Below are 17,763 nucleotides of genomic sequence, written 5' to 3' on the forward strand. Positions count from 1 at the left end.
GCACCGGGAGCCGCGAAGGCCCGACCGGCAGCCCACGACAGCCCGGCCCGCACCCCGCGGGCCGGGCTGTCCCCGTCGGCGGGCAGCCGGGAGTCCGGCGGAGAGGATGGCTTCGGGCGCGTCCGGCTCGTAGGGCGGACCGGCCCAGGACAGGGACCGGACAGGACCGGACCGGGACACGTAAGGCGGCAACCGCCGCACAAGAAGACCGGCGCAAGGGAAGATCGGCACAACAGAAGCACGAGAGAAGAGAGAAGAGAGATCCGCATGCGTATCGCGCTGTGCCAGATGACGGCATCGACCGATCCGAAGGAGAACCTCGCGGCGGTACAGGACCACGTCCGTCGTGCGGCGCGCGAGGGGGCGCGGCTGGCGGTGCTTCCCGAGGCGGCCATGGTGCGGTTCGGGGCGCCGCTCGGGACGGTGGCCGAGCCGCTGGACGGGCCCTGGGCCGAGGGCGTGCGATCCGTTGCCCGGGAGACGGGGGTGACGGTGGTGGCGGGCATGTTCACCCCGGCGGCCGAGGGGCGGGTGGCCAACACCTTGCTGGCGACCGGCCCCGAGGTCGAGGACTCCTACGACAAGATCCATCTGTATGACGCGTTCGGGTTCCGGGAGTCCGACACGGTCGCCCCGGGCAGCCGGGTGGTGACCATCGATGTCGACGGGGTCCGGGTGGGTCTGGCGACCTGTTACGACCTGCGGTTCCCCGAGCTGTTCCGGGCGCACGCCGACGCGGGGGCGACGGTATCCGTACTGCCCGCCGCTTGGGCCGCGGGACCGGGCAAGCGCGCACAGTGGGACCTGTTGGTGCGGGCCCGCGCCCTGGACGCGACGGTCTGGCTCGCGGCCGTCGACCAGGCCGCCCCGGATCCGCAGGCCGATCCGGAGGTGCCCACCCAGGCGCCGACCGGCGTCGGGCACAGCGCGCTGATCGGCCCCGACGGGACCGTGCGCGCCCAACTGGGCAGCGCGACGGAGCTGCTGGTGGCCGACGTGGACACCGAGGAGACCGATCGCGTACGGCGGGCGGTGGCGGTGCTGGACAACCGCCGCCTGTAAGGCCGTTCGGCGGTCAGGCCGCCAGGAGGATGCGCCGGGTCGCCTGGATGTGGCTGTCGATGGCCGCACAGGCGGCCGCGGCGTCCCCGGCGACCAAGCCGTCGAGGATCTTCCGGTGTTCGGCGAGCGCCTCGTCCTGGCGGTTGCCCGAGCGGTGGAGCGCACACCCGCCGGCCCTGATCTGACGGCTGCGCAGGGCGTCGTACTGACGGCTCATCAGCGAGTTGCCGACGGCGGCGACGAGGGTGGCGTGGAAGCGGTGGTCGGCGGCGAGGAAATCCTTGACGGTGTCCTCGCCGCGCAGGGCGTTCTGCTCGGCCAGGATCTCGGCCATCTCCTCGACGGGTGCGGTGCCCCGGTCGGTCGTCCGCTCCGCGGCGAAGCGCTCGATCAGACCGCGCATCTCCATCAGCTCGCCGATCTCCCGGCCGGACAGCGGGGCGATATGCGCCCCGCGCTTGGGCACCAGCCGCACCAGGTCCTCGGCGGCGAGCAGCAGCAGGGCCTCGCGGATCGGGGTGCGGGAGACGCCGATCCGGTCCGCGATCTCCTGCTCGGACAGGAACCGGTCCTGCATCTCCGGGTCGGTCAGCACGCTGTCCTTGAGATACGCGTAAGCCTTCTCGCGCCCCGACTGCATCGCCCGCTCTCCCCCACTCAGTGAAAACTGCATACAACCTGTATGCGCAGGCTACACGGTGGGCGACCGTCAACGGCGCGCGGCGTCCGCCACTCCTGACGGGGTGTCACGCAGCCCCAGACGCAGATGTTCGACATGGAAGAGCGCCTGGTCCAGCAGCTCGGCGACATGGTGGTCGTAGAGGGCGTAGACGATCGAGCGGCCGTTGCGCTCGCCGGAGACCAGGCCGAGATTGCGCAGCAGCCGGAGCTGATGGGAGCAGGCGGACTGTTCCATACCGACGGCGGCGGCGAGGTCGCTGACCGCGCAGGGACCTTCCTGGAGACGGGCGAGGATGCGCAGCCGGGAGGGCGTGGACAGGGCTTGAAGGGTCGCGGCGACATCGGCGGCCCCCACGGCATCCAGGCGCTCGCGGGTGGTCGTGCTGCGGTCATCCATTCCGTGGCCCATAAGGGCCATCCTAGCGATGACAGATGAAGACCTCTTCATTTGTTCCTGTACGGTGAGGGCGTTGCCGAACCCCCGCCCGTGAAGGGTTGTTCTGTCATGCCTTCTGCCGTACTGCTGCGTCCACCACAGGCACCCACGGCCCGCCCCGGCGTCCCCCGGCGCACCCGTGTCCTCGCGCTGGCCGAGGCCCGATGGGCGGCCCTGGCCACCCTGGCGTTCCTCATCGCGCTGCCCTTGCAGCTCACCGGCGCACCGGCGTGGGCCTGGGGACCGCTCTACGCGCTGGCGTATGTGACGGGCGGTTGGGAGCCGGCCTGCTCCGGGCTGCGGGCGCTGACGGAGCGCACCCTCGACGTCGATCTGCTGATGATCGTCGCCGCGATCGGGGCGGCCGCGATCGGGCAGGTGATGGACGGCGCGCTGCTGATCGTCATCTTCGCCGGCTCCGGCGCCCTGGAGGCGCTGGCCACCGCCCGCACCCAGGACTCGGTGCGCGGTCTGCTCGATCTCGCGCCGAGCACCGCGACCCGGCTGGCCGACGACGGCAGCGAGCAGTGCGTGGCCACCGCGGACCTCGTCGTGGGCGACATCGTTCTCGTCCGCCCCGGCGAGCGGGTCGGCGCCGACGGCCGCGTACTGGCCGGGACCAGCGATGTCGACCAGGCCACCATCACCGGCGAGCCCCTGCCGGTGGCCAAGGAACCGGGCGACGAGGTGTTCGCCGGCACCCTCAACGGCACCGGCGCGCTACGGATCGAGGTCGAGCGGGACGCCGGGGAATCCGTCATCGCGCGGATCGTGGCCATGGTCGCCGAGGCGTCCGGGACCAAGGCGCCGACCCAGCTGTTCATCGAGAAGGTCGAACAGCGCTATGCGGTCGGCATGGTGGCCGTCACCCTCGCCGTCTTCGTGATCCCGCTCCTGTTCGGCGCGGAGCTGACCCGCTCCCTGCTGCGGGCGATGACGTTCATGATTGTCGCCTCGCCGTGCGCGGTGGTGCTGGCGACCATGCCGCCGCTGCTGTCGGCCATCGCCAACGCCGGGCGGCACGGCGTGCTGGTCAAATCCGCCGTGGTCATGGAGCGCCTCGGCCAGGTGGACACCGTCGCGCTCGACAAGACCGGCACCCTGACCGAAGGTGCTCCGCAGGTCACCGCGGTCCGACCGCTGCCGGGCGCGGACCGGGACGAGGAGTCCCTGCTGACCTGGGCGGCCGCGGCCGAGCACCCCAGCGAACACCCGCTGGCCCGCGCCATCGTGGCCGCCGCGCGCGCCCGCGGCCTGTTCCTGCCCGCCGCCGAGGAGTTCGCCGCCTCGCCCGGCACCGGCGTACGGGCCACCGTGGGCGCCACCAGGATCGACGTGGGGGCGCCGGCCCGGCTGCTGCCCGCCGGCCATCCGGCCGCCGCGGAGATCGGCGCGCTCGTCACCGAGCTGGAGGACGGCGGGCAGACCGCCGTCCTCGTCCTGCGGGACGGGGCGCCGGCCGGGGTGCTGGGCATCGCCGACCGGCTGCGCCCCGGCGCCGCGGCCACCGTCGCCGCCCTCCGGACGCTGACCGGCCGGGCGCCGATGCTGGTGACCGGCGACAATCCGCGCGCCGCCGCCCGGCTCGCCACGGAGGTCGGTATCACCGACGTGCGGGCCGGGCTGCTGCCGCAGGACAAGGTCGGCGCGGTACGCGAGCAGGAGACGGCCGGGCGCCGGGTGCTGGTCGTCGGTGACGGGGTGAACGACGCCCCGGCACTCGCCGCCGCGCACACCGGCATCGCCATGGGCCGGGCCGGCTCCGACCTCGCCCTGGAAACCGCCGACGCGGTCATCGTCCGGGACGAACTCGCCACCGTCCCCGCCGTGATCACCCTGTCCCGGGCGGCCCGGCGCCTGGTCACCCAGAACCTGTTTCTCGCGGGAGCGTTCATCTCCGGCCTGGTCCTGTGGGACCTGCTCGGAGATCTCCCGCTGCCACTGGGCGTCCTCGGCCACGAAGGCTCCACCGTCCTCGTCGGCCTCAACGGCCTGCGCCTGCTGCGCGATACGGCCTGGCGCCGGGCGGCAGCGACACCGGACACCCCTTAGCGCCTCACCCCGCATCCTCCCGGAGCAGGTCGGCGCACTTCTCGCCGATCATCATGGTGGTGATGCACGGGTTGACGGTGACCAGCTCCGGCATCACCGAACCGTCGGCGACCCGTAGGCCCGCGATGCCCTTGACCCGCAGCCGGGCGTCCAGCGGCGCGAGGGCGTCGTCGTCAGCGCCCATCTTCACCGTCGAGGAAGGGTGGTAGACGGTGTTGTGGGTGGTGCGGATGTAGTCGAGCAGCTCGTCGTCGGTGCGGACGTCCGGGCCGGGGGCGAGTTCCGCGCCGGCCCAGGCGGAGAGCGCGGGCTGCGCGGCGATCTCGCGGGCGAGCCGGAGGCCGTGGGTCATCACGCGGATGTCGTGTTCATGGGTGAAGTAGCGCGGGTCGACCTTCGGCTTGTCGCGGAAGTCGCGGGTGCGCAGCCGGACCGTGCCGCGGGAGCGGGCCCGGGTGACGTTCGGGGTGAGGCAGAAGGCGTTCTCGGAGGTCGGATAGCCGTACCGGGCGGTGTTCATGTCGAAGGGCACGGAGCCGTAGTGGAACATCAGATCCGGGCGGTCCAGGCCGGGTTCGGTGTCGGCGAAGATGCCGATCTCCCACCACTGGTTGGAGGTGGTCACCATGGGCTGTTGTGCCTCCCACATGATGACGCCCTCGGGGTGGTCCTGGAGGTTCTCGCCGACGCCCGGGGAGTTGACGACCACCTCCACGCCGACCTCGCGCAGCTGCTCGGCGGGGCCGATGCCGGAGAGCATCAGCAGCTTGGGGGTGTCGATCGAGCCGCAGGAGACGATGGTTTCGCGGCGGGAGGTCACCGTACGGGTGTGGATCAGATCCGGGTCGAGATATTCGGCCCCGGTGCAGCGACGGTCGGCGTCGATCAGCAGGCGCTTGGCGCGTACTCCGGTACGGACCTCCAAGTTGGGCCGCTTGCCCATGATCGGGTGCAGATACGCCACGGACGAGGACTGGCGGGTGTTGTTCTCGTCCGAGTTGATCTGGAACCAGTTGGCGCCGCGGATCACGGTGGTGCCGGTGTTGAACGGCGTGGTGGGGATGCCGTGCTGGGCGCAGGCCGCCAGCAGGGCCGTACCGCAGGGGTCCTCGCCCTTGATGGTGCGCAGGGTGACCGGGCCGCTGCGGCCGTGGTGGTCGCCGGGGGCGTCGTTGCTCTCCAGCCGCCGGTAGAGCGGGAAGCAGTCGGCCGCGCTCCAGCCCGTACAGCCGCCGGCCTCCCAGGCGTCGAGGTCCTCGGCCGGCGCCCAGAAGGCGATACAGGAGTTGTGCGAGGAGCATCCGCCGAGGACCTTGGCGCGGGCGTGCCGCATGAAGCTGTTGCCGTTCTCCTGCGGCTCGACGGGGTAGTCCCAGTCGTAGCCGGACTCCAGCAGGCCCATCCAGCGGTCCAGACGCAGCACATTGTCGTCGCCGACGTCGGAGGGCCCGGCCTCCAGGACGCATACGGTGACGGCGGGGTCCTCGCTGAGCCGGGCGGCCNCCCGGCCTCCAGGACGCATACGGTGACGGCGGGGTCCTCGCTGAGCCGGGCGGCCACGACGTTCCCCGCGGTTCCGCCGCCGACGATCACATAGTCGAACTCTTCAGTGAGCATGGGGAGTTGTCCTCCTTGCGGGTCAGTCGTTCGCCGGGACGGTGACGGGGGTATCGGTGTCGGCGGTGGCTTCGGAGGCGGTGGTGGCCTGCGGCGCGGCGTGTTCGGCGAGCACACCGGTGCGATGGCGCTGGATGAACCAGTAGTAGGCGAAGCCGCCCAGCGCGACGGCGCCGACGAACAGCACCGCTCCCCAGCGCAGATACCAGTGGTGCGGCGGAATGGCGTTGTAGACCGCGTCCCGGGGCCAGGCGAGGTTGACGATCATGCCGGCGCCCCAGAGGACGGCAAGGACATTGACCGGCAGGCCCCAGCGGCCCAGCGTGAATCTGCCGCCGCCGGCCGGCACCCATCTGCCGCGCAGCCTGGCCACCAGCATCGGCCCGGTGACCAGCAGATAGGCCAGGTAGATCATGATGATGCCGATGCTGGTCACCACCGAGAAGATCTGCGGCTGGCGGATGTTGATGACCAGGACGCCGAGCGAGAGCACACCGACGATCACCGCGGGGAGTACGGGGGTCTGGAAGCGCGGGCTGACCTTGGCCATCAGCGATGCGGCGGGCAGGTTGTTGTCGCGGGACATGGCGAACGCGAGCCGGATGGCGGCGGTGTGCACGGCCAGCGCGCACACGGTGACCGCGATCAGTACGCACCACAGCATGGCCTTGCCGCCGGTGTCGCCGAGCACGTCCAGCACGACGTACTGCAGCCCGTCGGTGCTCAGCCCCTTACCGTTCAGGCTGCTCACGCTCATCAGGGCGAGCAGCAGGATCAGCCCGCCGAGCACGAACGAGGCGATCAGTGCCCGGAGGATGGCGCGGGGCGCGTTGCGCGAGGGGTCCAGGCACTCCTCGCCGAGCGAGGCCGCGGTGTCGAAGCCGTACATGACGTAGGCGGAGGCCAGTGACGCGGTGAGGAAGGCGCCCAGGTAGCCCACGTTCTGGCCGGCGCCCGCGTGGTGGGTCTGGAGCACCACGTCCGGGCCGCGCACCACATGGACCGCGAACAGCACGATCAGGGCGACGGTGGCGAGCAGCTCGATGAAGACGCCCGCGGTGTTGATCCGGGCCATCAGCTTGACGCCGAAGGCGTTGACCAGGGTGGTGAACAGGATCAGGACCGCGGCCAGCAGCACACCGTTGGTCGCGGTGTCGTACATCCCGGTGCCGTCGCCGATGAACTGGAAGGCCGCGGAGATCTTCGGCAGGGTCAGCTGGTAGGCGAGCGCCACCGCCGAGAGCGAGACGATCGAGGCGACCAGCATCATCCAGCCGGCCAGCCAGCCGATGTGCGGATTGCCGAGTTTCTTGGCCCAGTTGTAGACGGAGCCGGCGACGGGGTGGCGGGCCGCCAGCTCGGCGAAGGACAGCGCGATCATCAGCTGGCCGACGAAGACCATCGGCCAGGACCACCAGTAGGCGGGGCCGCCGATCCCGTAGCCGAAGTAGAAGAGTTGAAAGGTGCCGGTGAGGATGGAGATATAGCTGATGCCGGCGGCAAAGGTATGGAAATTGCCGAGGGTTCGCTTGAGTTCGGGGCGGTAGCCGAATTCGGCGAGTTCCGTGTCGTCCTGCGATGGCGCTTCGTCGGTTGCCTTCACGAGCGTTCCTCCTCAGTCGAACCAGTGCAGCGGCGTGGGGGCGGTGTTGCGCCAGATGTGTTTGATCTCGCGGTACTCCGCCAGACCGCTGGGTCCGAGTTCCCGGCCGGTCCCGGACTGTTTGAAACCGCCCCATTCCGCCTGTGGCAGATAGGGGTGGTAGTCGTTGATCCATACAGTGCCCAGGCGCAGCGCGGCCGAGACCCGCTCGGCCCTGGCCTGGTCGGTGGTCCAAACGGCGCCGGCCAGCCCGTAGACGGTGTCGTTGGCGAGCCGTACCGCTTCGTCCTCGTCGGTGAAGCGCTCGACGGTCAGGACCGGGCCGAAGGACTCGTCGCGTACCACGGACATGGTGGCGTGGCAGTCGTCGAGCACGGTGGGCAAGTAGTAGTAGCCGTCGGCGAGTTCGGGGTCGTCGGGGCGGGCGCCGCCGCAGCGCAGTACGGCGCCCTCGGCGAGCCCGGCCGCGACATACGCCTCGACCTTGGCGCGGTGCGCGGCCGAGATCAGCGGGCCGGTGCGGGCGTGCTCGTCGAAGGGGCCGCCGAGCCGGATGAGCCGGGCACGGCGCACGATCTCGTCGACGAAGCGGTCGTGCAGCGCGTCCTCGACCAGGAGTCGGGCGCCCGCCGAGCAGACCTGGCCGGAGTGCAGGAAGACGGCGGTCAGCGCATGATCGACGGCGGTCTCGAAGTCGGCGTCCGCGAAGACGATATTGGGGTTCTTGCCGCCGAGTTCGAGGGCGACGCGTTTGACGGTACCGGCCGCGGCCGCCATGATCCGCCGGCCGGTGAGCAGCCCGCCGGTGAAGGAGACCATGTCCACGTCCGGGTGGTCGGCGAGCGGGGCGCCGGCCTCCGGTCCGGCGCCCAGGACCAGGTTGGCCACACCGTCCGGCAGCCCGGCCTCCTGGAGCAGCCGGATCAGGGCGATGGCGGTGTGCGGGGTGAGTTCGCTGGGCTTGAGGACGAAGGTGTTGCCGGCGGCCAGCGCCGGGGCGACCTTCCACGCGGTCTGGAGCAGCGGATAGTTCCAGGGGGTGATCAGGGCGCAGACCCCGATCGGTTCATGGACGATACGGCTGTCGATACCGGGCGCGCCCGGGTCGACCACCCGGCCGTCCTCGGTGCCGGCGAGGCGCCCGAAGTAGCGGAAGCAGGCGGCGATGTCGTCGATATCGGCCTCGCTCTCGACGAGGCGTTTGCCGGTGTCGAGGGATTCGGCGCGGGCCAGCGCCGCCTTGTCACGCAGGAGGAGAGCGGCGACGCGCAGCAGCAGATCGCCGCGCTCGGCGTCCGGGGTGTGCGGCCAGGGGCCCTCGTCGAAGGCGCGCCGGGCGGCGGCGACCGCGTCCAGGGCGTCCTTGCCGCCGGCCTCGTCGACGACGGCGACCAGGCTGCCGTCGGCGGGGCAGCGGATCTCGCGGGTCCGCTCGCTGAGCGCGGCGCGCCAGCGGCCGTCGATGAACAGATCAGGCACGCTCGCCCTCCAGGCAGTCGGTGACCCAGTGGTGGAAGGCGCCGATGTGGTGCTCGCTGGGCACGAGCACCCCGCCGTCGCGGTAGGCGCGGGAGTGCATGGCCGGCTGGGTGCGCTCGCAGGCGTCGAAGTCCTGGGCGTTGACCCGGTGGAAGAGCTCGACGGACTTGGAGACATCGGCGCCGGAGTCGACGACCTCGGGCAGATACAGCCAGTCGCATTCGACGACGGTGCGGTTGGCGGCCATCGGGAACATCCGGTGGACGATGACATGGTCGGGGACCAGGTTGACGAACACCTGCGGCCGGATGGTCATCGCGTAGTAGCGGCGGTCCTGGGTGTCCTCGATGCCGGGGAGCCGGCCGAAGCCCTCGGTGCCGTCGACGGTGAATCCCGCGGCCTCCTCGGCGAAGGCCGCGCCATGGCCGACGTAGTACTGGGCGGCGAAGCCGTCGGCGAACTCCGGGAGCACATCGGTGAGTTCGGGGTGGATGGTGGCGCAGTGGTAGCACTCCATGAAGTTCTCGATGATGAGCTTCCAGTTGGCGTGCACGTCGTAGGTGATGCGCTTGCCGAGGGCGAGCCCTTCGGTGCGGTAGCGGTCGATGGCGGCCGGATCCCCCAGCCGCTCCACGGCCGCGCCGATCACGGTGTCCTCGAAGGACGGCGGCTCGTCGGCCAGGCACACCCAGGCGTAGCCGAGCCACTCGCGGAGCGGGAGGGTGACCAGACCGCGCTCGGTGCGGTCGATGTCCGGCATCTTCTGCAGGTTGGGCGCGGCCACCAGGCGGCCGTCGAGGTCGTAGGTCCAGGCGTGGTAGGGGCACTGGAGGTTGCGGCGGACCTCGCCGGACTCCTCGGTGCACAGCTGCGCGCCGCGGTGCCGGCAGATGTTCAGGAAGGCGCGCAGCTCACCGGCGCGGTTGCGGGTGATCAGTACGCTCTCCCGGCCGATGCGTACGGTACGGAAGGCTCCGGGCTTCTCCAGGTCGGCGCTGCGGACCGCGCAGAACCACAGACGCTCGAAGATCTTCTCCTGCTCCTGGCGGAAGATCTCGGGGTCGGTGTAGTAGTGGCCGGCGAGGGTGGCGATCAGGCTCGGGGAGCTGCCGGCCGCGGGCGCGGTGGCTGCCGTCGGCGAGGACTCGGTGGGTGTGGTCGTCATGGCGGTCTCCTCAAGCGGCCGCGGCGGCGGGCCTGCGGGGGTCGAACAGCTCGATGGGGTGCGCGGTGGCGCCGGTCAGCGCGAGGTCGGCGACGATCTCGCCGACCACCGGTACGAACTTGAAGCCGTGTCCGGAGAACCCGCAGGCGACGGTCACGGTCTCCGGGTGCGCCGGGTGCCGGGTGATCACGAAGTGCTCGTCGGGCGTGTTGGAGTACATGCAGGTGGCGGCCTTGATGAAGCGGCCGGGCAGGGCGGGGATACGGGGGCCGAGCTGGTCGGCCATGGCGCGTACCTCGTGGTCGTGCACGGTGCGTTCGATGGTCTCCGGTGTGCAGACGGTGCCCTTGCGGAAGAACGCGACCTTGGCGCCGCCGTCGGGGCCGTCGATCGACGGGAAGCCGTAGATCTGGACGCCCCGGTCGTCCTCCCAGATGTAGATCGGGTGCTGCTCGGGGACGAAGGGCGCGGTGCCGCCCTCGGGCGCGAACCAGTACATGACCTGTCGTTCGATAGTGAACGGCACGCCCAGGTCGGTGAGCAGCTGGGGCGCCCAGGCGCCCGGGCAGATCACCAACTGGCCTGCGGTATAGGTGTTTTCGGGGGTGTGGACGCGGACGCCGGAGCCGCCGGGCAGCTCCTCCCAGCGGGTGACCGGCTCCTCGAAGTGCAGCTCGGCGCCGTCCTGGGTGGCGAGCTGGACATGGGCGGCGACGGTGTACTCCGGCCGGACCAGACCGGCCCGCGCCTCGTAGAGCGCGACCTCGTCGTCGGCGGGGGTGAGGGTCGGGAACCGGCGGCGGATCTCCCTGGCGTCGAGCATCTCGTGCGGGAGGTCCCACTGCCGGGCGGATTGCAGACTGCCGCTGACGGTACGGCTGTCGGGCCGGCCGATCATCACCCCGCCGCAGAGCGTGGCGATCTCACGGCCGGTGTCCCGCTCCAGCTTCTCGTACAGCTCGTACGAGCGCAGCAGCAGCGGTACGTAGGCGGGGTCCTCGAAGTAGGACTGGCGGGTGATGCGCGAACCGCCGTGGCTGGAGCCGCGGTTGTGCACCGGGCCGAACTTCTCCAGGCCCAGGACCCGGGCGCCGCGGGCGGCGAGGTGGTGGGCGGCGGCGCTGCCCATGCCGCCGAGGCCGAGAACGATGACGTCGTAAGAGGGGGACACAGGGACCTCCTGGCGGGTCTGTCGTGCTATCGGCGGATGCGGGTCATCTTCGGGTCGAAGAGCGGCTCGTCGGCGACGGTCGCCGGGACCTTCTCGCCGAAGTAATCGATGTGCACGCCGGTGCCGGTGGCGAGCGGCGGCAGCCAGGCGTAGGCGATGCACCGGCCCAGCGTGTAGCCGTACGAGGCGCTGGTCACATAGCCCGCCGGGGCTCCGAAGGAGGCACCTCCGGCAGGAGCGGTGTCGAGAGTGGGGGCGTACACGGGCTCCTTGCCGAGGACATTGGCGGCGGGGTCGTCGAGCAGGAGCGCGGTCAGCTTGCGCGTCGGGGTCTCGTTTCCTTCGAGTGCGGCCCGTCCCACGAACTCCTTGTCCGTGCGGACCGCGAATCCGACTCCCGCCTCGTACGGGTTGTGCTCGGCGGTCATGTCGACGCCCCAGGCGCGGTAACCCTTTTCCAGGCGCAGGCTGTTGAAGGCCGAGCGACCGGCTGCGATCACTCCGTGCTCGCGGCCCGCCTCCCACAGTGTGTCCCAGAGCCGCAGCCCCAGGTCGGCGGTGGTGTACAGCTCCCAGCCCAGCTCACCGACGTACGACAGACGCATCGCCGTCACCGGCACATGGCCCAGATGGGTCTGCTTCGCACGGAAGTAGCCGAAGCCCTCGTGCGAGAAGTCGTCGCGGGTGAGCGGCTGGACGAGATCGCGGGCGAGCGGGCCCCAGACGCCGATACAACAGGTGCCGGAGGTGATGTCGCGGACCTGGACATCATCGGGCGCGTGCCGCAGCAGCCAGTCGAGGTCGGCCGGGGAGTTGGCGCCGAGCTGGAAGCGGTCGGGGGCCAGGCGGGCGACCGTGAGATCGGAGCGGATGCCGCCGGTTTCGTCCAGGAGCAGGGTGTAGGTGACCGCGCCGGGCTTCTTGCGGAGGTTGTTGGTGGTCATACGGTGCAGGAAGTCCAGCGCGCCCGGGCCGGTGACCTCCAGCCTGCGCAGCGGGGTCATGTCGTAGAGGGCGACCTTCTCGCGGGTGGCCCGGGCCTCGGCCGCGGCGATCGGCGACCAGTAGCGGGCGGACCAGGCGTCCCGTTCGGGGAGTTCGAGCCCGTCGGCGAGCGGGGCGTTGGCCTCGTACCAGTGCGGGCGCTCCCAGCCGCCGCCCTCCAGGAAGTACGCGCCGAGCTCCTGCTGGCGTGCGTAGAAGGGGCTGGTGCGCAGCGGCCGTGGCTGCTCCATGGGTTGCAGCGGGTGGATGACGTCATAGACCTCGACGAAGTTCTGGGCGCCGCGGTCTTCGATGTAGGCGGGCGAGCGCTGGGCGTCCTCGAAGCGGTAGAGGTCGCACTCGTGGATGTCAATGGCGGGCCGGCCGTCCGTCATCCACTCGGCGACGGCCCGGGCGACGCCCGCGGAGTGGGTGACCCAGACCGCCTCGGCGAGCCAGAATCCGCGCAGCTCGCGGGATTCGCCGAGGACCGGCATTCCGTCGGGGGTGAAGGAGAAGACGCCGTTGAAGCCCTCGGCCACCCGGCTCTCGCCCAGTGCGGGCAGCAGTCCGACACTGTCCTGCCAGCTCGGGGCGAAGTCGTCCTCGGTGAAGGGCAGCGAGGACGGCATGACGGGCGCTTCGTCGTAGGCGGGGACGGTGAAGGGGTCGACGGGCATCGGACGGTGGGCGTACGAGCCGATCCCGATCCGGTCGGCGTGTTCACGGAAGTAGAGGTCGCGGTCCTGGAAGCGCAGGATCGGCTTGCTCGCCTCCTCCCCCAAGCTCTCGGCTTCTCCCCCAAGCTCGGCTTCGCTCGCACGGGGGGACCCCCATGCGCCGGAGGTGCCCCCATGCGGATCGTTGACGCCGGCGAGCTCGGGCAGCGGCTCGGTGGTGGCGTACTGGTGAGCCAGCGGGAGCAGCGGTACGTCCACCCCGGCCATGGCGCCGATCACCGGTCCCCAGAAGCCGGCGGCGGAGACCACATGGTCGGCGGGGAAGGTGCCGCGGTCGGTGACGACGCCGGTGACGTGGCCGTCCTCCCGCTCGATGCCGGTGACGGTGTGCCGCTCCAGGAAGCGCGCCCCCCTCCCCTCGGCCCGCTCCATCTGGGCGCGACAGGCGGGCAGGGCGCGGGCCAGGCCGTCGTCGGCGGTGTGGAAGCCGCCGTGGAGCTTGGTCTCGTCCAGCATCGGCCACAGTTGCTTGCACTGCTGCGGGGTGAGCAGTTCGCCGCGTACGCCCCAGGAGGCGGCGAGTCCGGCCTTGCGGTGCAGATCGGCCCAGCGGGCCGCGGTGGTGGCGACTTCCAGGCCGCCGACCGGGTTGAAGCAGGGCAGTCCGTCCACTTCCAGGGAGCTGAACTTCTGCACGGTGTAGGCGGCGAACTCGGTCATGGTCTTGGACGGGCCGGTCTGGAAGACCAGGCCCGGTGCGTGCGAGGTGGAGCCGCCGGGGGCCGGCAGCGGGCCCTGTTCGAGGACGGTGACGTCGGTCCAGCCGCGGGCGGTCAGCTCGTCGGCCAGGGAACAGCCGACGATGCCGGCGCCGATGACAACCACTCGGGAACGGTGTGCGGGCGTACGGGACATGCCCCTCCTCCTGCTGGTCGGGGTGGTCGACTGGGGTGTAACGCCGTTACAGGACCACGACGGAGCGCAGTACCTGGCCGTCGCGCATCTTGTCGAAAGCGGACTCCACCTCGTCCAGGGCGATCGTCTCGGTGACGAATCCGTCGAGGTCGAGCCGGCCGCTGAGGTAGCGGTCGATGAGGACGGGGAAGTCGCGGCTGGGCAGGCAGTCGCCGTACCAGGAGGACTTCAGGGCGCCGCCGCGCGAGAACAGGTCGATGAGCGGCAGGTCGATGCGCATGTCCGGGTCGGGGACGCCGACCTGGACCAGGGTCCCGGCCAGATCCCGCATGTAGAAGCCCTGCCGGTAGGTCTCGGGGCGGCCGACCGCGTCGATGACGACATCGGCGCCGTTGCCGCCGGTGAGTTCCCGTACGGCCTCGATGGGGTCCGTACCACGGGAGTTGACGGTGTGGGTGGCGCCGAACCGGGTGGCGCCGTCCAGCTTTCTGTCGTCGATGTCGACCGCGATGACCCGGCGCGCGCCGGCGATCGAGGCGCCGGCGATCGCCGCGTTGCCGACCCCGCCGCAGCCGATGACGGCGACGGTGTCACCGCTGCCCACGCCGCCGGTGTGCACGGCGGCGCCGTATCCCGCCATCACTCCGCAGCCGATGAGGCCGGCCGCTTCCGGGCGGGCCGCGGGGTCGACCTTCACCGCCTGCCCGGCGGCGACCAGGGTCTTCTCGGCGAAGGCGCCGATGCCGAGCGCGGGGGCGAGCGGGGTGCCGTCCAACAGGGTCATCGGCTGGGCGGCGTTGCGGGAGTCGAAGCAGTACCAGGGCCGTCCGCGGCGACAGGAGCGACAGCTGCCACAGGGCGCCCGCCAGGCGAGTACGACGTAATCGCCAGGGGCAAGATCGGTGACACCGGGGCCGACGGATTCGATGACGCCGGCCGCCTCATGGCCGAGCAGAAAGGGGAATTCGTCGTTGATCGCACCGTCCCGGTAGTGCAGATCGGTGTGGCAGACGCCGCAGGCCTGCACGGCGACGAGTACTTCTCCCGGGCCGGGGTCCGGCACCAGGATCGTCTGCAGCTCGACCGGTGCGCCTTGTTTCGCCGCGACGACGGCATGAACTTCGTGTGGCATGCCCTACCCCTCAGTGTTGCGCAGTGCACGACTGGTTGCGCGATGAGAGACATAGTGGGAACGCCGTGTCGGCAGCGTCAAGAGGTACGAGCTAGCTCTTGGTAAAGGACTTGTTACGTCCCCGGACAGGACAGCGGGGCCGGACCCAGAAGTCCGACCCCGCATCCGCACCCGCGCCCGTCAGCCGTTCAGCAGGCGTACCCCATCCGCCGGGAGAGCTCCTCAGCTGCGGAAACGGTGCCCTTGACCACCTCGGGCAGCCGCTCCTCGTCCAGCCGGTAGGCGGGCACGGACACGCTGATCGCGCCGATCACCGAGCCGTCGTGCGCCCGCACCGGCGCCGCGACCGCGCGCAGACCGAGCTCCAGCTCCTCGACCGCCACCGCGAAACCCTGCTCGACCACCTCGGCGAGCTCACGGCGCAGCGCGGTGGCCGAGGTGACCGTCCGCTCGGTGAGCCGCGGCAACTTCCGGGCGAGGACGGCGTCCTGGACCGGGCTGGGCTGATGGGCGAGCAGCGCCTTGCCGCTGGAGGTGGCATGCAGCGGGGTGCGCCGGCCGAGCCAGTTCTGCGCGGTGACCGAAGCGGGGCCGCGGGCCTGCATGATGTTCACGGCGGCATCGCTCTCCAGCACCGCGATATTGACCGTCTCCCCCAGCTCGTCGGCCAGCTGCCGGCAGACCGCCGCGCCTTCCTGGGAGATGTCCAGCCGCACGGCCGCCGCACCGGCCAGCCGCAGCACCCCCGCCCCGAGGTAGTACTTGCCGCGCTCCTGCTCCTGGCCGACCAGTCCGCGGCTCTCCAGCACGCCCAGCAGCCGGAACGCGGTCGACTTGTGCACGCCCAGCTCATCGGCGACCTCGGTCACACCCGCCTCACCGAGCCGGGCGAGGATCTCCAGGACGGTCACCGCCCGGTCCACCGACTGCACGGCGCTGACCGGCCCTTTCGCCGGCTTGCCGGCCGTCTGCCCCTCCACCATGTCCGTCATCTGCTGGATCTCACCACCTGGCTGCCCGAACGCGGGTCGGGATGTGAAGGGTCGGCATTTCCCGGGATCGCTTGACGCACAAGCCCCCCGTCGGGATTCTGTTGCGCATAGCGCTTCATCGTGCGCCACGCGAAACTCGATGATACCGAACAGTAACAGGGGGGTCCTGTGATTCCTGTCTGCCATCTTGCCGACCTGCCCGCAGGCGAGTCCGTACGCATCGACACCGCACCTCCGATCGCCGTCTTCAACGCCGACGGGGAGCTGTACGCCATCGACGACACCTGCACCCACCAGGACGCCTCGCTGTCGGACGGCTGGCTGGAGGGGTGTCTGGTCGAATGCCCGCTGCACGCCGCTTCATTCGATCTCCGCACCGGAGCGCCGACCTGTCTGCCCGCTCGCCGGGCCGTGCGCACCCACCCGGTGACCATCGAGAACGGCATGATCTACGTCCACCACGCCGCCGAGGAGGGCACCGCCGCATGAAGTCGGTCGCTGTCATCGGGGCCTCGCTGGCGGGTCTGTACACCGCGCGGGCCCTGCGCGCCCAGGGGTTCGACGGCCGCCTGGTGATCGTCGGGGACGAGCGGCACCGCCCCTACGACCGCCCGCCGCTGTCCAAGGACTTCCTCACCGGCACCACCGGCCAGGACCAACTCGCCCTGGCCGACGCCGAGGAGATCGCCGAACTCGACGCCGAATGGCTGCTGGGCACCCGGGCCACCGGGCTCGACACCGGCGGGCGCACGGTGCTCCTCGACGGCGGCCGGTCCCTGACCACCGACGGCCTGGTCATCGCCACCGGCGCCACCCCGCGCCGCCTCCCCGGCACACCACCCACCGGAGCGCATACCCTGCGCACCCTCGACGACGCCCAGGCACTGCGCGCGGATCTGGCCCGGGGCCCGGCCAGGGTCGTGGTGATCGGCGGCGGCTTCATCGGCGCCGAGGTCGCCTCCTCCTGCGCCGGCCTCGGCCATGACGTCACCGTCGTCGAGGCCGCACCGCTCCCCCTCGTCCCCCAACTCGGCGACGCGATGGCCCGGATCTGCTCCGCCCTGCATGCGGACCACGGCGTCGCCCTGATCACCGGAACCGGCGTCGCCCGCCTGCACAGCGGCGGCGGCGAGAACCGTGTCACCGGAGTCGAGCTGACCGACGGCCGGCTGCTCCCCGCCGATGTGGTCGTCATCGGCATCGGCGTACGCCCCCATACCGCCTGGCTCGAAGGCTCCGGGCTGCCGCTCGACGACGGTGTGCGCTGCGATGCGGGCGGTGTCACCCCGCTGCCGCAGATCGTGGCCGTCGGCGATGTCGCCCGGGTGGACGGCAGCCGCACCGAGCACTGGACCAGCGCCACCGAACAGGCCGCCGTCGCCGCCCAGAACCTCCTCGCGGGCAGCACCGTCGCCCGCCACCGGAGCCTGCCGTACTTCTGGTCCGACCAGTACGGCGTACGGATCCAGTTCGCCGGCCGGCGGCTGCCCACCGACACCCCGCGCATCGTCGAAGGCTCCCCCGACGACCGCTCCTTCCTCGCCTGCTACGAACGCGACGGGCACACCACCGCGGTGCTCGCCCTCAACCGCCCGCGCCCCTTCATGCGGCTCCGCCGCGAACTCGCCCGCGCCACCCAGCCGGCCACCACCTGACCTCCGCCCAGGAAGGCGCCGCCCCATGTCGCTTCTCGACAGCTCCCCATCGCTTGTGAACAGCTCCCTCCATGAGCTCGACCCCGATGTCGCCGCCGCCCTCGACGCCGAGCTGCACCGCCAGCAGTCCACCCTCGAA

At 71.1% G+C, this 17,763-nt stretch carries 14 protein-coding genes; 4 read left to right on the forward strand and 10 right to left on the reverse strand.

Annotated features, from left to right (window positions below; genetic code table 11):
- Positions 1 to 267: 267 nt before the first annotated feature.
- Positions 268 to 1,062: a carbon-nitrogen hydrolase family protein gene (locus DY245_RS26355; RefSeq protein ID WP_128509715.1), complete on the forward strand. Its 795-nt coding sequence runs from the start codon at positions 268 to 270 to the stop codon at positions 1,060 to 1,062.
- A 13-nt stretch (positions 1,063 to 1,075) separates the two neighbouring features.
- On the opposite strand, the gene DY245_RS26360 is transcribed toward DY245_RS26355, so the two are convergent.
- Both DY245_RS26360 and DY245_RS26365 read right to left on the reverse strand, forming a co-directional pair.
- Positions 1,076 to 1,702, reverse strand: coding sequence for a GntR family transcriptional regulator (locus DY245_RS26360; RefSeq protein ID WP_128509726.1), 627 nt, complete (start codon positions 1,700 to 1,702; stop codon positions 1,076 to 1,078).
- 69 nt (positions 1,703 to 1,771) lie between these two features.
- The gene (locus DY245_RS26365) at positions 1,772 to 2,152 is read right to left on the reverse strand and encodes an ArsR/SmtB family transcription factor (RefSeq protein WP_128509716.1); all 381 of its coding nucleotides are present in this window, start codon (positions 2,150 to 2,152) and stop codon (positions 1,772 to 1,774) included.
- 96 nt (positions 2,153 to 2,248) lie between these two features.
- On the opposite strand from DY245_RS26365, the gene DY245_RS26370 reads away from it, so the two are divergent.
- The gene (locus DY245_RS26370) at positions 2,249 to 4,231 is read left to right on the forward strand and encodes a heavy metal translocating P-type ATPase (protein ID WP_128509717.1); all 1,983 of its coding nucleotides are present in this window, start codon (positions 2,249 to 2,251) and stop codon (positions 4,229 to 4,231) included.
- A gap of 4 nt (positions 4,232 to 4,235) precedes the next feature.
- Here the strand turns inward: DY245_RS26370 and DY245_RS26375 are convergent.
- From DY245_RS26375 to DY245_RS26410, 8 genes are all read right to left on the reverse strand, one after another.
- Positions 4,236 to 5,733, reverse strand: a 1,498-nt coding sequence (locus tag DY245_RS26375; RefSeq protein ID WP_244943273.1) for a GMC family oxidoreductase, incomplete at its 5' end; no start/stop codon positions are given.
- Between the two features lie 137 nt (positions 5,734 to 5,870).
- On the reverse strand, positions 5,871 to 7,451 hold the full coding sequence (locus DY245_RS26380; RefSeq protein WP_128509718.1) for an APC family permease: 1,581 nt from the start codon (positions 7,449 to 7,451) through the stop codon (positions 5,871 to 5,873).
- A gap of 12 nt (positions 7,452 to 7,463) precedes the next feature.
- Positions 7,464 to 8,930 (reverse strand): aldehyde dehydrogenase family protein, encoded by a 1,467-nt coding sequence (locus DY245_RS26385; protein WP_128509719.1) that lies wholly within the window; start codon positions 8,928 to 8,930, stop codon positions 7,464 to 7,466.
- Complete coding sequence (locus tag DY245_RS26390) at positions 8,923 to 10,095, reverse strand: aromatic ring-hydroxylating oxygenase subunit alpha (RefSeq protein ID WP_128509720.1); 1,173 nt, start codon at positions 10,093 to 10,095, stop codon at positions 8,923 to 8,925. The genes DY245_RS26385 and DY245_RS26390 overlap by 8 nt, the downstream gene beginning before the upstream one ends.
- A 10-nt stretch (positions 10,096 to 10,105) precedes the next feature.
- On the reverse strand, positions 10,106 to 11,266 hold the full coding sequence (solA, locus tag DY245_RS26395; protein ID WP_128509721.1) for an N-methyl-L-tryptophan oxidase: 1,161 nt from the start codon (positions 11,264 to 11,266) through the stop codon (positions 10,106 to 10,108).
- A gap of 26 nt (positions 11,267 to 11,292) precedes the next feature.
- A complete protein-coding gene (locus DY245_RS26400) occupies positions 11,293 to 13,845 on the reverse strand; it encodes a GcvT family protein (RefSeq protein WP_128509722.1) in 2,553 nt (850 codons plus the stop codon).
- A 46-nt stretch (positions 13,846 to 13,891) separates the two neighbouring features.
- Complete coding sequence (locus DY245_RS26405; protein WP_128509723.1) at positions 13,892 to 14,977, reverse strand: S-(hydroxymethyl)mycothiol dehydrogenase; 1,086 nt, start codon at positions 14,975 to 14,977, stop codon at positions 13,892 to 13,894.
- Positions 14,978 to 15,165: 188 nt separating this feature from the next.
- On the reverse strand, positions 15,166 to 15,969 hold the full coding sequence (locus tag DY245_RS26410) for an IclR family transcriptional regulator (RefSeq protein ID WP_181923877.1): 804 nt from the start codon (positions 15,967 to 15,969) through the stop codon (positions 15,166 to 15,168).
- Between the two features lie 168 nt (positions 15,970 to 16,137).
- On the opposite strand from DY245_RS26410, the gene DY245_RS26415 reads away from it, so the two are divergent.
- Both DY245_RS26415 and DY245_RS26420 read left to right on the forward strand, forming a co-directional pair.
- Entirely contained in the window at positions 16,138 to 16,458 is a 321-nt protein-coding gene (locus DY245_RS26415) for a bifunctional 3-phenylpropionate/cinnamic acid dioxygenase ferredoxin subunit (RefSeq protein WP_128509724.1), read from the forward strand.
- Positions 16,455 to 17,624, forward strand: a complete 1,170-nt coding sequence (locus DY245_RS26420) for an NAD(P)/FAD-dependent oxidoreductase (RefSeq protein WP_128509725.1) — start codon at positions 16,455 to 16,457, stop codon at positions 17,622 to 17,624. Before DY245_RS26415 ends, DY245_RS26420 begins: the two co-directional genes overlap by 4 nt.
- Positions 17,625 to 17,763: the final 139 nt, after the last annotated feature.

It is taken from the genome of Streptomyces inhibens (assembly GCF_003389455.1).
GTDB lineage: Bacteria > Actinomycetota > Actinomycetes > Streptomycetales > Streptomycetaceae > Streptomyces > Streptomyces inhibens.

Bases quoted from the DNA above. Each gene is read 5' to 3' on its own strand.
- DY245_RS26355 (WP_128509715.1), top strand. From the start codon at position 268: ATGCGTATCGCGCTGTGCCAGATGACGGCATCGACCGATCCGAAGGAG.
- DY245_RS26360 (WP_128509726.1), bottom strand. From the start codon at position 1,702: ATGCAGTCGGGGCGCGAGAAGGCTTACGCGTATCTCAAGGACAGCGTG.
- DY245_RS26365 (WP_128509716.1), bottom strand. From the start codon at position 2,152: ATGGGCCACGGAATGGATGACCGCAGCACGACCACCCGCGAGCGCCTG.
- DY245_RS26370 (WP_128509717.1), top strand. From the start codon at position 2,249: ATGCCTTCTGCCGTACTGCTGCGTCCACCACAGGCACCCACGGCCCGC.
- DY245_RS26390 (WP_128509720.1), bottom strand. From the start codon at position 10,095: ATGACGACCACACCCACCGAGTCCTCGCCGACGGCAGCCACCGCGCCC.
- DY245_RS26400 (WP_128509722.1), bottom strand. From the start codon at position 13,845: ATGTCCCGTACGCCCGCACACCGTTCCCGAGTGGTTGTCATCGGCGCC.
- DY245_RS26405 (WP_128509723.1), bottom strand. From the start codon at position 14,977: ATGCCACACGAAGTTCATGCCGTCGTCGCGGCGAAACAAGGCGCACCG.
- DY245_RS26410 (WP_181923877.1), bottom strand. From the start codon at position 15,969: ATGACGGACATGGTGGAGGGGCAGACGGCCGGCAAGCCGGCGAAAGGG.
- DY245_RS26420 (WP_128509725.1), top strand. From the start codon at position 16,455: ATGAAGTCGGTCGCTGTCATCGGGGCCTCGCTGGCGGGTCTGTACACC.